This window comes from Alteromonas sp. BMJM2 (assembly GCF_027257845.1).
Lineage (GTDB): Bacteria > Pseudomonadota > Gammaproteobacteria > Enterobacterales > Alteromonadaceae > Alteromonas.
This window is the reverse complement of the sequence record NZ_JAPVOT010000028.1, coordinates 1-14,656: the sequence shown is the minus strand read 5'-3', so window position 1 is coordinate 14,656 and position 14,656 is coordinate 1. Positions and strand designations below refer to the sequence as shown.

Below are 14,656 nucleotides of genomic sequence, written 5' to 3'. Positions count from 1 at the left end.
CGATGTTTGCCTTCATACAGGAGCAAGACTTCGACCAAGGCGACTTGTATGCCCAGTTGCAATCACAGACTCATGCTAAAACATTAGGTAATACGGGCGCTATCGTAACATTTACCGGCTTAGTTAGAGATTTTAACAACGCTGGTAATATTGACGGTATTGAGCTAGAGCATTATCCAGGCATGACTGAAAAAGCGCTGTCTACTTTGATAGATAAAGCGATAGAGCGCTTTTCACTTACCAATGCCGCTGCGGTGCATCGCGTAGGTCGTATTTATAATAACGAGCAAATCGTTTGGGTAGGTTGCGCCGCTGCGCACAGACAGGCAGCATTTGATGGCGCCTGCTTTTTAATGGACATGCTCAAACAATCGGTCCCTTTGTGGAAAAAAGAGTTTAAAGGCGATAATTCCAAGTGGGTTGAAGCAAAAGGTTCGGATGACGCTGCTGCGCTAAAGTGGATGTCTGAGCGTTGAGGGCTGCAACGCGTTTACACACATTATTGGTCACAGCACTTTTGTTATTCTCAAGCTCTGCAATGGCCACCACGAAAAGTGCGCAAAATTTTTCAAATGTTTTTCACGAGCATTATGCAAAGTCACCACGGCTTAACATTGCGGTTGCGGCAAATTTCGCGAAGCCTTTAGCGGCAATTGCAGCCGATTTCACTGCTATTACCGGCATCGACGTATCCATAACAACGTCATCAAGCGGAACCCTGTACGCGCAAATTTTTCACGGCGCGAGCTTTGACGTTTTTCTTTCTGCAGACACTGCGCGGCCCGCCATGTTAGCGAAGAACAACCTTATTCATCCCGAAAATGTGACAGCCTTTGCCAAGGGCCGACTGGCCCTAATTACACCCAATGCCAGTACAGAGACGAAAATGGCGCTTGAACGTTTTATCGCAGAAACCAGCGGTAAGTTTGCTATTGCCAACCCTAAACTAGCGCCTTATGGGCTGGCCGCACAGCAGGTTTTACACAACACGTCATTGTGGAATACGTTTAGAGATAGGCTAGTAAAAGGGAAGAATGTGCTGCAAGCGTATCAGTATGTGAGTACAGGCAGTGTAAAAGGTGCGTTAGTCGCATACTCTACAGTGCTTGCCGAAAAAGATGGTAGTAGTGGCAGTCACAGTGAAAATGAGAGCCTCGAAGGTGTATCAGCGCCAACTTCAGGTACAATTTTCAATAAACCAGCTGGCTTTGATAAAACAGGTATCTCTTATAGACCAACTGGCTTGCATCAAACAATGTACTGGTCTCTTATTGATGAAAGCCTACACGCTCCCATAGTGCAATCGTTAGCCATTAACGACAACGATGCCGCTGCATTAAGCCCAAATATTTTTGATTCGATAAATGGCGTGGGTGAGGTAATAAATTCTGAATCGTTAGCCCGCATCAAGCCGGCGAGTCTTTTTGTTCAGTATTTACTTTCTTCCTCGGTGCAATCATCACTGAGTGATTGGGGGTATGAAGGTGTATTGAGTAATCATCACACTGATGTTCGCGCTACTTATCACAAAGGCAAAATGGGTGCTGATTCATGGGGTATGTAGATGCCGATATCATAAATGCCGGTATGGTGAATGCTGAAATGTTAAATACTGTCATACTCACGTTTAAGCTAGCGTTGGTCACCAGTGTCTTATTGTTGATTATAGTTATGCCCCTTGCATGGTTTTTGGCGAACTGGCAACACAAGGCAAAATCATTGGTTCTGTCTGTGTTGGCATTGCCGCTAGTACTGCCACCCACAGTGCTTGGCTTCTACTTGCTCATCGCGTTCTCACCCCAAAGTGCGCTGGGGCAGTGGTGGTTAGCACTAACAGGCAGTACATTGGTATTTAGCTTTCAGGGGCTAGTGCTTGGCTCGTTAATATATTCACTGCCCTTCGCCCTTCAACCTTTATACAGTGGGTTCGTGCAGCTAGATAAACGGTATCTTGAGGTGGCGAGCTCTCTTGGTTTTTCACGGCTAGAAGGTTTTTATCGCATTGTGCTGCCACTTTGCAAAGCGCCAATCATGGTGGCATTTGGGCTCAGCTTTGCGCATACCGTAGGTGAATTTGGGGTTGTGCTCATGATTGGAGGCAACATACCGGGTGAAACCCAGGTGCTTTCCATTGCGCTTTATGAGCAAGTTGAAGCACTAGAATATGAGCGTGCCCATGTGATGTCCCTTGGACTACTTGTGTTTTCCTTTATTGTGTTAGCGCTACTCTATCGCTTTAACGGTGGCGCAGACCCCTCAAGTGGTACTAGAAATATAGACCTGGAGCGTAAGCGATGAATGTGGCGTTTGAGGTATTGCTTCCAAGCAGAATAGAGGGCCGGGTTGAACTGCGTGCTTCCTCGTCATTTATCGGTATCACTGGGCCATCCGGTGCGGGTAAAAGCAGCTTGTTACGCTGCATAGCAGGTTTTGAAAAAGGCGCGTTAACGCAAGCTAATTGGGGCCATGTTTCGCCAAAAATTGGTATTGTATTCCAACAGCCCTTATTGTTCCCTCATGTGAATGTGGAAGGCAATTTACACCTTGCTACCCGCCATGCCAGCGAACATGCTATTACTGTCGATGAGGCGGTAAAAAGGTGTCACTGCGAGCACCTATTGTCAAAGCCCATTGCTACCTTGTCTGGCGGCGAAGCCCAGCGGGTGGCTATTGCAAGGGCATTGGTCAACGGGCCTCACATTCTGCTGCTCGACGAATCGCTCAGCGCGATTGATGCTGTAACCAGACGGCACATTTACGCTTTTTTACGCCAATTGTGCGCTGTATCGCAACTAACATGCTTTGTGGTTTCCCATGACATTAATGAACTTTTGTTATTAAGTGACGAGATGATTTACATCTGTGCTGGGAAAATAGAAGCAGTAGGTAATGTAGATAGCGTTATTCCCGATATGTACCAAGGCGGCGCAATACATACTCCTTCGGCCATACTTAACGGCGTTGTTGAATGTATTGCCGAGGCAACGTTGAGCAGCCACGCTGAAGAGAGTACTTATACAAACGCTGGAAAGACTACCTATCCCGAGAAAGAGATGTTTAATGAAAACGCCACTGATTTTGGAGAATCAAATCAGAATACGGTGTATCAAGTTATTGTTAGCGGGCAGCGGCTGTACGTCTCCCAAAAATCGCTCATTGCAGCGAGGTCTAATGTCGCAAAGCTCAGTGATTGTGAACCTAATCAAGCAGATAAAAGCGAGATTGATAATTCGCTATCTGTGGGCGGCCAGGTGCGATTAGCGATAAAAGCAAGTGAAGTCAGTATCGATACGAACACGGTATTAACGACTGAAAATTCGACATCGAGTATCTTGAATTCGCTTAACTGTGTGATAGAAGACATTACCCATTTCGACAATCATAAGAGCGGTCGAGTGTTGCTTAATCTTCGTATTATCAACCAGATGGGCATGAGGGAGGTAGAGCAACCAGCACTGTATGCGGTTATCAGTACGCTATCAGTAAGTCGCCTTCAACTCGCTAAAAATATGCCCGTAATCGCGCGCTTCAAATTGCTTTAGAAAAGCGGGTCATGGTTTTAGTAGGATCGAAGTAAGCATCAAACGTCGCACAAATGGCTCGTATGAAAATTCTTGCGCTTTCTGGCACCACTATCCCTTTTTCCATATGTAGCACAAGGCCGTCTTTTTGCAGCGGGCGCAGCGCGTCGAGTTCAATAGCGAAATAGTCGTCAAAGCTAATGTGGTATTTGCGTTCAATCATGGTCTTTTTCAGCGATAGGTTGCACATAAGGCTTGATATTACATCTCTTCGAATAAGGTCATCTTTAGAAAGTGTTAACCCAATAACGGCAGCTGGCTTGTGGGTATTAAGTTGCTCGTAATAGTCTTTTAATTGCTTTGGATTTTGCGCAAAGGCGTCACCAACAGTGCTAATAGCAGACACACCAAAACCAATTAAATCCGCATCACCTTTTGTGGTGTAACCTTGAAAGTTACGATGCAGTTTGCCTGCGTTTTTTGCTTTTGCTAGCGGGTCCGCTTTTTTGGCGAAATGATCAAGGCCAATCATGTCATAGCCAATTTTTGTAAATTCAGTTACTGCAATATCGTAAAGCGCTGCTTTTTGTTCTGCATTGGGTAAAATGTCTTCGGCAAACTTACGCTGCGCAGCAAAACGCTCTGGCAAATGCGCATAGCTAAACAGCGATATTCTGTCGGGAGACATGGCTTTCGTAGCGGCTATTGTGGTTCTAAACGTGTCTTTTGTTTGATGGGGAAGGCCATAGATCAGGTCTAAGTTAATAGAGCTAAAACCTAAATTTCTTGCCTCAAATACTAAGTCGGCGATGTGAAGCGTGCTTTGAACTCGATTTATTGTTTGCTGAACTTGGTAATCGGTATCTTGTAATCCAAAACTTAAGCGGTTGTAGCCGAGCTCTCTTAAATGCTTTAAGTAGGAAATGTCCACGTTTCGCGGGTCTAATTCAATGGCCATTTCTGCTTGAGCATCAAAGGAAATGTACTTTGTTAACATTGTCATCAAAGTGGCTTGCTGTTGCTCACTTAAAAAACTAGGAGAGCCGCCGCCTAGGTGAAGCGACACAGCCTGTCGTTCTGCTAGTAGATGTGACTTGCTTAATAGCTCTTTTTCGATGTAATTGAGATATTCGTCTGCTTTGCTGTTGTGCCTAGTCACAATTTTATTGCATCCGCAGTAGTAGCAAAGTGTCTGACAAAAAGGAATGTGCACATAAATACTTAAAGCTTCGGCCTGAGTGTTTTCATTTGCAATTTGAAGTATGTCATTGTTTACTGCAGCAAAGTTAAGTGCAGTGGGATAGGACGTATAGCGCGGAGCATGCCTTTCGTATTTTGCTATTGTAGTAAAGTCTACTCCACTTGGTGGCCTTGTAATTTGATTTACAGCTTGGCTTACATCATTCGCTTCCATGACATTTCTTCTATTTATAGGTGAGAGAAAACTAACAACATGTTATCAATACAAGGAAGGCGGTGAATTGATCTGGTTCAATGTTTTGGCGCTTAATATTGGCTTGATAGTCATTTTGCCAGTAATCATTATTCAAGCTATATGGGTTCGTAAGAAAACCCTTCGTTTACCCGAACCATCAGGTGCGCGACAGCTTAAAAGCGAACCTTCAGACTCCAAATCTGAAGATAAGAAAATACCCTTTAACGTACTGGTGATAGGTGATTCAGCGGCGGCTGGCGTTGGCGTAAGTACGCAAACCGATGCGCTAACTGGGAAGCTGTACCAAACGCTATCACAATCATTTGGCGATCCATATGCAGTGTCTATCACTCTTCACGCACGCACTGGGCTTACGAGTAGCGGTATTATTACTTTACTTAAACAGGCGCAGAACTGCCGGTATGATGTGGCTGTGGTTTCCATTGGAGTAAATGATGTAACCCGTTTCACAAGCTTAAAAGCGTGGCGCAGTAATCTTCGGCAAATTCATCACTGTCTACTGCAACAGTCTTTGTGTAAATTAGTTATTTATTCTGGGGTTCCTCCCATGCATGCGTTCCCCGCAATCCCTCAACCGTTGCGCTTTATACTGGGGCAAAGAGCCTCACTGCTTAATCGCGTATTAGCAAGTACAGTTAGCATGTTGCCTTTTAGTCGACTGCTGCAACTTAATTTGTTTAATTTTAATGGCGAAGCCATAGCGGAGCTCATGGCTGAGGACGGCTTTCACCCTTCAGATGTTGGGTATGCATTGTGGGCTGAACAAATCGTTACACTCATTAATATAGAGCAGGGTTTGTTAAGATCGTAAGGAGATAAAAACGAAAAGGCCAACAGCTATAGGTAATTCAATAGTCCAATTTGCGATGCGCACAGATTGGCTTAACTTTTAAAGTGATCTAACTCCAGTGCTCTGCATACCTATCTTTCTACTTTTTCACCTGTAGGATGAATTTAAAGCGCTGTGCGCTTACAGTAGGGGCAACATAATTCTTGCGTAGCATACTAATTTGTCACAAATATTAAGGGAAAAAAATGCAAACTATTACAATTGACATGGTGTCTGACGTTGTGTGCCCATGGTGCATAGTGGGTTACAAGCGATTGCAACAGGCAATAAAACGACTCGATAACGTCAATGTAGAGGTAAAGTTTCATCCCTTCGAACTCAACCCCACCATGCCTGAAGATGGTCAGAACTTGCGAGAACATGTGATTGAAAAATACGGTATTACTCCAGCGCAAAGTCGTGAAAATAGGCAGCGTCTTATTGATGTGGGTAAATCGATTGGGTTTGAGTTTAATCTTGCCGACGACGCTACTATGCAGAATACGTTTAAGGCCCATCAGCTTATTCACTATGCTGACGAGATGGGGTTAGCAGTTCCGATGAAAATGCGTTTGTTTGAGGCGTATTTTACGGAAGGTAAAGATATTAATCACGTAGACATTCTTATTCAAGAGGGCAGCAGCATTGGTCTTGATGCTCAAACGATTAGAGACGTGCTTGCCGATGAGCGCTATGGCGATGCTGTAAGGCAGTTAGAATCGGCTTGGATGCAGCGAGGCATTCAAAGTGTTCCCACATTTGTTATTGGTAATCAGGGCATTGCGGGAGCACAAGAGCCCGAAACCCTAGCCGCTTTTATCAAAGAAGCGGCCGCTGCTACTCAATAAAGAACGAGGGTTTAAGCCTTATCGCCTTTATCGTGAGAGTCCGGCTTAGCAAAAATTAGATAGTCGTTTGGCGCCACTATTTTATTTTGCTTGGCTTGGTACATTGCGATATCAGCAAGCTTTATTAATGTATTGATATCTCGGCTCATGCGGGGGTAAAACGCGACGCCAACGCTCATTGTGATAACGGTAGGGGTAGATTCACTATTAAAGTAAAATGGCTTTTTAACCCCGTCATTCACTTTTGCTATGGCTGTTCTCACAGACTCTTCATCTTCTGCTTGTAGCAGCAGAACAAATTCATCTCCCCCCCAGCGAATTGCCATGTCGTTTTTGCGGATCTTGTCCTTAAGTTCTTCAGATACAAATTTGAGTACTTCATCCCCCGCATCGTGTCCGTAAATATCGTTAACCGCTTTAAAACCGTTCAAATCTATTAACGCAAGTGCAAAGTGGTGGCCTTTATTCATTAACTTAGCGAGGAGTTTTTCACCGCCATTTCTATTATAGATGCCGGTAAGTGAATCAAAGTCGGCCTGCATAGCTAGCATCTGTAATTCATGTTTTCGGTTTGATATATCATTCAAGGTTAATTGATAAAAGCGTTCCCCATCTTCAGTGATCAATGGACTGGCAATTAATTGAACCCAAATGACATTTTTATTCACCGACTTCAGCTTGAATTCGCCCGTTGCAAACTCATTGCGAGAAAATGACTCGAGTAGCGTCGCTTTAATGGCGGTAGGGTTTTCAAACAATTCGCTCAACAGTTCGCCGTAATCCGGCTTTGCATCTAAACCTATTTTCTCGACTAAATCGGTAAAAGCGCTATTGTTGAGCTCAATGGTTCCAGCTTCGGTTATTAGCACCGTTGCCGACTTTGCATTTTCAAACAACATCCTAAAACGTTTTTCTAAAAACTCGATTTCTTCTCTCAATTGCCTTTCTTGTGAAAACTGGTCTTCGACTTTATCGAGTAGCTGATTAGTGTCGTTCACCAAATTACCAATTTCACTACGAGAGTGATAATCAGGTATATCGATGCGCTGGGCTGTGCCAGGTGTTATTTCGTGCAGTGAGCGGCCCACGCGCAGCATGGGTGAAATAATGATGTAGTAAGCAATTACCAAGGCCACAATACCAACAACAAGTGCTTCAACGTAAAGCGCATAGCTGTTGTCGGTACTGATATTTTTAGCTTGCTGAATAATATGATCAACGTTGGGGTATATATTGACTTCAGCTAGTGACTCTTCAGGCATGAAAGGATTTCGCACTACAAACATGCGTGGCTCTGTGTCCCGGTTTATCGCCTCGTTGACGTTGAGCTGATAATACAAGGAATCACTTTTGATAGAGGCAGCAAGAATTTTATCGCTTTTAACTAAACCGTTGATGGCTTCCTTCGCGAGTTCTTTATCTTCTAAAAACGCAGCAATAGAAGCCGTTGAACCTACGGCACGGTAAAGCTCTTCGATATCGTGGTTCGCTTCGTTAATTTCGTTCTCGTAGGTGACGCGGTAAAAAAACTCGGCAGTGGTTAGCACCACCATCAAAGCTGCAGCGATCAAAAACAGTGACAGACGAACTCCAAGCCCGTATATATTAATCAAAGCGATATACAACCTTCATTTTATCGGTAACATTAGATTCGTAAACATACGCTAGTGCAGACTCATCGTTTTCTAACCGTTGTGTAACATCAACAACGGTTTGTTCTAACGCTGGCGGTTTTACGCGACCGGAAAATTTTAACCGAGACCAATAGGCATTTATACGAGGAAGAGGTAAACCAACGAGTGCTTCGTAAAATTCAGCTTTCAGATTTTCATCCAGTGCCACGTCGATAGGAGTGGCTTCTTGGCCATTGGGAAATGCAGAGTATTTACCCATAAATAAATTGATTAAGCCTTTTTTATCTAATGATTGCACCTCGTTTTTTTGATGGATAACCACCACTATTTTCTCAGGTGTACCCTCAGGTAGAGATGCAAAGCAGTTGACACTAGTCAGTGCAAGAAGCCCTGTTATCACAATGATGCGAAAGCAATATCGTTTCATCATCCGCCCCTAAAAACTAAAGCTTAAAGCGAGTAGTAGGGTATGAGCAACGCCATCATCGCTATTTACAACTAATCCATCTCTAGCCCTTAGGCCGCTTCCTCTTGCTTCGATATCCGTTCGTTCCACTTGTGCTTTAAAGGCGAGGTTTTCTTTTAAATCCCAACGCCAGCCTAAAGAGAAAGATTGTTGATTATGAGCCAGCGTGCTACCCACTTCTTCAACAAAAACCGCTAATTCAGCAGTGTCAGGGGTAATAGGAAAGCCTGGCTGTTCTTCACTTAAGAAATAATTATCTGAATCTGCAAATGAAAATAAACCATAAAAGGTGTGCGCACCATGATGGTAGCTTAAGTTTATAAACCCGTTTAAGGAATGTCTCAATGCCAGTGAGTCGGAGTCGATGTGAGCTAGTTCACCTGATACTTCCCAGTCACCGAGGTATCTATTCATGTATAAAGAGGTGTATTGAATGGTTGCACCACTCAAGCTCAGTGAATTGGCAAAATCGGTGGCGCCACTCCAAAACGGTTGTAGTTGGGCTACGGCAGTGGCGACAAACGCCGAGTCTGCGTTATCATTCTTTGCCTCTGTTTGAGTGTGCTTTAATGCTACACTCCAATCAAAAGCCGCGAATTCGACGCCGACAGAGCGCAAATTATTAAACGTTATTGGTTCGTACTCATTGCTGGTAAAGTCGCTCTCACCTTGCCCCCAGAACGCTTTAACTTGAAGGTTGAAATCGGTATAAGGTTTGAGGTAGCTAATGTCTGCGCCATCAAAACTTCTAGCAGGGACAATGCCATAAACTTCTGTTGGTACTTTTACCCAAGGGTAGGCGATGGAAACATCTCTGGTGTCACTGAATTGAAAAATGTCAGCAGCGAGTCTTCCTGCCCTTAGTTGCCACGACGGAGTGAGGTCATATCTCAAAAATGCCATTTGAGTTACTGAATCTATCGTTTGTTCATCTTGTGCTCGATATACAAACTGGCCAACGATATCGAGGTTGTTTGAAACACTGTAGTCAAACTGTACGCCAATTAAGCTAAGAGGCTTGAAGGCAAAACCATCCTTTTTAGCAATTTCAGATTGAGAACGGTCGTTGCGAAACTGATAGGAGCGGGTATCAGCGGTGGCAGTAGCAAGAGCACCGAATCCACTCACTTTAAGTGTTTCTTGCTCAGCGATAGCGGTAGAAGAGATCAATAAACTCATCGCTAAGGCAGTAAAGAAAAACTGTCTGTTTAACATTTATGTGTGTCCAATTCGAAATTTTTACTCACGTCAATGAATGCATAAATTTTATATTCTTGAGTATACCAAGCATAGTAGAGAAACAAAGAAATCTGAAAAATTTAGTCTTTATTGCCTTACCTGAAGTGCTGAACAAGTTCTCAAGAATTGATGCCCTACACATCTTTATTGTTAATAGATAATAGTACTAACGCGCTGATCAGATGTCTTAGATATAGGTTTTAACGAATGTGATTATTTTATCTTCATAGTCTCATAAACCGGTCAATAACGCCTCATTGTTTCTGCTCTCGGCAGATTTAACGCACTACCCCTCTTCGATTATCAATATAGTTGTAAATAATACAGTTAAGCCGAATAGCTTCACATGATGAACTCCCATTCAAAATATCAATTAAACTTATGCAACTAGTTTTCTTAATATAGTTAACATAATGGTAACAAACGAGTGTGTAATGACAGATATTTATTTAGTTCGCCACGGGCAAGCGTCTTTTGGAAAAGCGAATTACGACAAGCTAAGCGAACTAGGCGCACAGCAAGCCGTGTGGTTAGGTGACTATTTCCACCATCGTGACATTCAGTTCGACAGCGTCTTTATGGGAGATATGGTTAGACACCGTGAAACTAACGAGGGTATTGCACAAGGGTTATCCGCTGGAGGGAAATATTTACCAGAAGCTACACGAGACAGTGCACTTAACGAGTTTAATTTTCAGGCGGTTGCTGCTGCGTATCTTAGTCGTTTCCCTGAAGATAAAGTGCCAGAGGGGGCATCACCTGCTGACTTCTACCGCCTATTGAAAAAGGCCATGCTTGCGTGGTCACAAGATGAACTAGAGCATGGGTTGCTCGATGAAACATGGGCGCAATTTGAAGGGCGTGTAGCTTCAATGCTCACACGTTTGCAAAATAGCGATGCAAAACGAGTACTTGTGGTCAGTTCTGGCGGCGCTATCGCGATGATGCTGAAACATATTTTAGGCTACGATTCTGCAACGGTTATCAACATGAACTTGCAAATACGCAATGCCAGCTTTTCACAATGCTTTGCTAATAAGCGAGGCGTTCACTTAAACAACTTCAATAGCGTACCTCACCTGGATGTGACTGACAGGTTACACGCCATTACCTATAGCTAAACGGGACAGCGATGAATTTTGAATATAACGAAAAAACACAGGCGCTTTTAGAAAAACTAAGAGCGTTCATGAAAGACGAAGTGTATCCAATTGAGCAAGAGTACATTCATGCCGTAGAGAATGGAAAAGACCGTTGGAAAACCCCAGCGATGATGCAGGCATTAAAGCAAAAAGCGCGCGAGGCAGGGTTGTGGAATTTATTTCTACCAGAGGAATATAAGCCATACGGAGCAGGCCTGACCAACGCTGAATACGCGCCACTTTGTGAAGAAATGGGACGAGTATTATTTAGCTCTGAAATATTTAACTGTAGTGCACCTGACACAGGCAATATGGAAGTGCTAGCCAAGTACGGTAATGAAGCTCAGCAAGAAAAGTGGTTAGTTCCCTTGCTCAATGGAGAAATTCGTTCTGCGTTTGCGATGACTGAGCCTGCGGTGGCGTCGAGCGATGCAACAAATATCGAAACGTCTATTACGCGCGACGGCGATGAGTATGTTATCAATGGTAAAAAATGGTACACCAGTGGCGCAATGAATGAGAATTGCAAAATTATGGTGGTGATGGGTAAAACTGATTTTGATGCACCTCGTCATCAGCAACAATCGCAAATACTCGTGCCTATGGATACCAAGGGCGTCACCATTGTTAGGCCTATGGCAGCAATGGGATTTTATGATGAACCGATTGGCCATGCCGAAGTATTGTTTGAAAACGTACGTGTGCCTGCTGAAAATTTACTTGTGGGTGAGGGTAAAGGGTTTGAAATTGCTCAAGGTCGCCTTGGTCCAGGTAGAATTCACCACTGCATGCGTTTAATCGGATGTGCACAGCGTGCATTAGATATGGCCTGCGAACGAGTAGAATCTCGAATTGCCTTTGGCAAGCCGTTAGCAAAACAGCAGTCTATTCGTGAAACCATTGCCAAGATGCACTGCGATATTGAGCAGGCCCGTTTATTAACGCTAAAGGCAGCCGATAAGATGGACAGATACGGTAATAAAGTATCTCGCGACCTTATTGCGGCGATTAAAATTGTTGCGCCAACTATGGCGTGCAACGTGATAGACGACGCCATTCAAATGCACGGTGCGGCGGGAACGAGTCAAGACTTTGTATTGTCCGCAATGTATGCATATGCACGCACCATTAAGCTTGCCGATGGCCCAGATCAAGTGCACATGATGCAGTTAGGTCGTAATTTAATTGCTGATAAAAACGCATAAGGAGCTGTTTTGACTGCACAAAACACGACTGCACCTCATATGTTAGATTTAGCGGTACTAAACACCTACCTGACTACCGCGTGCCCAGAAATAGGGCACGTTCAGGAGGCTGAAAAATTTTCTGGCGGCCAGTCGAACCCGACTTTCAAGCTACTTACTGACAATGGCACCTTTGTTTTACGGCGCCAGCCTCCGGGCAAGTTGCTTAAATCAGCGCATGCGGTAGACCGCGAATTCAGAGTGATAAATGCGCTGCAAAATTCTGAAGTACCGGTTCCGAAGGCATATCACCTGTGCGAAGACCCAGATATTATCGGCAGTATGTTTTATATTATGGCCCATGTTGACGGTGATATTTTTTGGAACAGTGCGCTGCCAGAGATTGCTACTTCCAGCACCCGTACGGCGATGTATGATGAAATGAACAGAGTGCTTGCGTCATTGCACAGCGTCGATGTTCAATCTGCAGGGCTCAGCGATTATGGAAAGCCCGGCAGTTATTTTGAACGCCAGTTAAGTCGCTGGACTAAACAATACCGAGCGTCAGAGCTAGAGCATATTAAAGAAATTGAAGACCTTATAAGTTACTTAGAAGCTAATTTGCCTGATGATGATGGACAGGTTTCGTTGGTCCATGGCGACTTTAGACTCGATAACATGATGTTTGATATGTCTGATACCAACCAACCTAAGGTAATAGCTGTGCTTGATTGGGAGCTGTCTACACTGGGACACCCTTATTCAGACTTAGCGTATCAATGTATGCAGCTGCGCCTTCCATCAGATATTGCTCATGCAGCTGGGTTAGGAGGGCTAGATCGTGAGGCTTTGGGTATCCCTTCAGAAAAAGCGTATATTGATGCGTACTGTAAACGACGGAATATTGGAAAAATTGATAATTGGACGTTCTATCTCGCGTTCAGTTTCTTCCGACTCGCCGCTATTTTACAAGGCGTAGTGAAGCGCGCTCACGATGGTAATGCATCTAGCGAGAAGGCGATGCAGTTGGGGGCGATGGTACGTCCTCTAGCGCAAATAGCGAATCAAACCATACACCAAGACAGTGAATAACAGTCACACTTGTTTCCTATGATTTAACCCTTGGGTTAATGCGTTTTGGATTTTTTTGCCGAATACATAGAGAAAACAGAATACGGAGAAAAGATGAAAGCCATTGTATGTGAAGCCTTTGGGCCAGTAGATGATTTACGTGTAAAAGACGTTGCCGATCCTGTAGCAAAACCTGGGCATGTTGTTGTTGATGTTCAGGCGGCAGGGGTTAACTTTCCAGACGGGCTCTTGGTACAAGGCCTGTATCAAATGCAACCTGACTTTCCGTTTATTCCTGGCAACGAAGTGGCTGGAGTTGTCTCGGAAGTAGGTGAGGGAGTCAGTCACGTCAAAAAAGGACAACGGGTTATCGCGCTCTCTAATCTGGGCGGTTATGCAGAAAAAGTAGCTGTGAAAGCAAGCCACGTTATGCCGTTACCAGACCCTATTCATGTGAATGAAGGTGCGGCGCTTGTTACTGCTCATGCTACTGCTCACCATGCCTTAAAACAGCGTGCGAAGTTACAGCCTGGCGAAACGCTGGTTGTTACGGGTGCAGCTGGTGGCACCGGCCTAGCGGCGGTTCAAATTGGTAAAACAATGGGGGCTAAGGTAATTGCAGTATGTTCTACAGAAGAAAAGCTTGCCCTAGCCAAAGAGTATGGCGCAGATGTACTCATCAATTATAAAGACAAGGACCTCAAAGAGACGCTAAAAGAGGTGACGGGCGGTAAAGGTGCCGACGTTATTTATGAATGCGTAGGTGGTGATACTTTTCATGCTTGTAGTAGAAGTATGGCGTGGGAAGGCAGATTGCTTGTTGTGGGGTTTGCTGGCGGAGAGATACCTAAGTTCCCAGTAAACTTAGCCCTAGTAAAAGGGTATTCGGTAATGGGCGTATTTTGGGGCTCGTTTACTCAGCACGACCCCAAAGGTTTTGCCGAAAATATGCAAGAGCTCCTAACGTGGTATGTACAAGGAAAGGTTAAAGTGGTTGTTGACGAGGCCTTGCCTTTAGAACAAGCAACTAAAGCGATGACGAAGGTTATGAATAGGGAAGTGAAAGGGAAAATGGTTATCACTCCTTAAGTACTTTTGATAAGTACTTATGAGATTTCCGCTAAGCCCGCATTCATGTGGGCTTTTTTTGTTTGCCCAGCGAAGCTGGCAAACCCGTCAGGTTGGAAGAAACCTGAATCACCCTGACTGAGGGGAAGATAATCTGAATGGCAAGGGCGTTGTTGGCCAACGACAGGGTCCGAAGGA

At 44.3% G+C, this 14,656-nt stretch carries 14 protein-coding genes; 10 read left to right on the top strand and 4 right to left on the bottom strand.

Going from position 1 to position 14,656, the window contains the following annotated elements:
• Positions 1 to 2: 2 nt before the first annotated feature.
• The 4 genes from O9X84_RS18205 (at position 3) to O9X84_RS18190 (ending at position 3,542) form a co-directional block, all read left to right on the top strand.
• The gene (locus O9X84_RS18205) at positions 3 to 476 is read left to right on the top strand and encodes a molybdenum cofactor biosynthesis protein MoaE (protein ID WP_269521097.1); all 474 of its coding nucleotides are present in this window, start codon (positions 3 to 5) and stop codon (positions 474 to 476) included.
• A 62-nt stretch (positions 477 to 538) separates the two neighbouring features.
• Positions 539 to 1,564, top strand: coding sequence for a molybdate ABC transporter substrate-binding protein (gene modA, locus O9X84_RS18200; protein WP_269521096.1), 1,026 nt, complete (start codon positions 539 to 541; stop codon positions 1,562 to 1,564).
• A 23-nt stretch (positions 1,565 to 1,587) separates the two neighbouring features.
• Positions 1,588 to 2,298 carry a molybdate ABC transporter permease subunit gene (gene modB / locus O9X84_RS18195; protein ID WP_442864567.1) on the top strand — a complete coding sequence of 237 codons (711 nt, stop codon included), beginning with the start codon at positions 1,588 to 1,590 and terminating at the stop codon, positions 2,296 to 2,298.
• Positions 2,295 to 3,542: an ATP-binding cassette domain-containing protein gene (locus O9X84_RS18190; RefSeq protein WP_269521095.1), complete on the top strand. Its 1,248-nt coding sequence runs from the start codon at positions 2,295 to 2,297 to the stop codon at positions 3,540 to 3,542. Before modB ends, O9X84_RS18190 begins: the two co-directional genes overlap by 4 nt.
• Here O9X84_RS18190 and hemN read toward each other — a convergent pair.
• Positions 3,529 to 4,935, bottom strand: coding sequence for an oxygen-independent coproporphyrinogen III oxidase (hemN, locus tag O9X84_RS18185; RefSeq protein ID WP_269521094.1), 1,407 nt, complete (start codon positions 4,933 to 4,935; stop codon positions 3,529 to 3,531). The genes O9X84_RS18190 and hemN overlap by 14 nt on opposite strands.
• A 67-nt stretch (positions 4,936 to 5,002) precedes the next feature.
• On the opposite strand from hemN, the gene O9X84_RS18180 reads away from it, so the two are divergent.
• Complete coding sequence (locus O9X84_RS18180; RefSeq protein WP_269521093.1) at positions 5,003 to 5,788, top strand: SGNH/GDSL hydrolase family protein; 786 nt, start codon at positions 5,003 to 5,005, stop codon at positions 5,786 to 5,788.
• Positions 5,789 to 6,012: 224 nt separating this feature from the next.
• The gene (locus tag O9X84_RS18175; protein WP_269521092.1) at positions 6,013 to 6,654 is read left to right on the top strand and encodes a DsbA family oxidoreductase; all 642 of its coding nucleotides are present in this window, start codon (positions 6,013 to 6,015) and stop codon (positions 6,652 to 6,654) included.
• An 11-nt stretch (positions 6,655 to 6,665) separates the two neighbouring features.
• Here the strand turns inward: O9X84_RS18175 and O9X84_RS18170 are convergent, their stop codons facing one another.
• From O9X84_RS18170 to O9X84_RS18160, 3 genes are read right to left on the bottom strand one after another with little or no spacing between them, the layout of a single operon-like run.
• Positions 6,666 to 8,267 (bottom strand): sensor domain-containing diguanylate cyclase, encoded by a 1,602-nt coding sequence (locus O9X84_RS18170; protein ID WP_269521091.1) that lies wholly within the window; start codon positions 8,265 to 8,267, stop codon positions 6,666 to 6,668.
• Positions 8,260 to 8,715, bottom strand: a complete 456-nt coding sequence (locus tag O9X84_RS18165) for a hypothetical protein (RefSeq protein ID WP_269521090.1) — start codon at positions 8,713 to 8,715, stop codon at positions 8,260 to 8,262. Before O9X84_RS18165 ends, O9X84_RS18170 begins: the two co-directional genes overlap by 8 nt.
• A 9-nt stretch (positions 8,716 to 8,724) precedes the next feature.
• Entirely contained in the window at positions 8,725 to 9,969 is a 1,245-nt protein-coding gene (locus tag O9X84_RS18160) for a hypothetical protein (protein WP_269521089.1), read from the bottom strand.
• Positions 9,970 to 10,427: 458 nt separating this feature from the next.
• Here O9X84_RS18160 and O9X84_RS18155 point away from each other — a divergent pair, with 458 nt between their 5' ends.
• From O9X84_RS18155 to O9X84_RS18140, 4 genes are all read left to right on the top strand, one after another.
• Entirely contained in the window at positions 10,428 to 11,114 is a 687-nt protein-coding gene (locus O9X84_RS18155) for a histidine phosphatase family protein (RefSeq protein ID WP_269521088.1), read from the top strand.
• 11 nt (positions 11,115 to 11,125) lie between these two features.
• Entirely contained in the window at positions 11,126 to 12,340 is a 1,215-nt protein-coding gene (locus tag O9X84_RS18150) for an acyl-CoA dehydrogenase family protein (protein WP_269521087.1), read from the top strand.
• A gap of 39 nt (positions 12,341 to 12,379) precedes the next feature.
• Positions 12,380 to 13,411 (top strand): phosphotransferase family protein, encoded by a 1,032-nt coding sequence (locus O9X84_RS18145; RefSeq protein ID WP_269521109.1) that lies wholly within the window; start codon positions 12,380 to 12,382, stop codon positions 13,409 to 13,411.
• Between the two features lie 93 nt (positions 13,412 to 13,504).
• Complete coding sequence (locus O9X84_RS18140) at positions 13,505 to 14,479, top strand: NADPH:quinone oxidoreductase family protein (RefSeq protein WP_269521086.1); 975 nt, start codon at positions 13,505 to 13,507, stop codon at positions 14,477 to 14,479.
• Positions 14,480 to 14,656 lie beyond the last annotated feature (177 nt).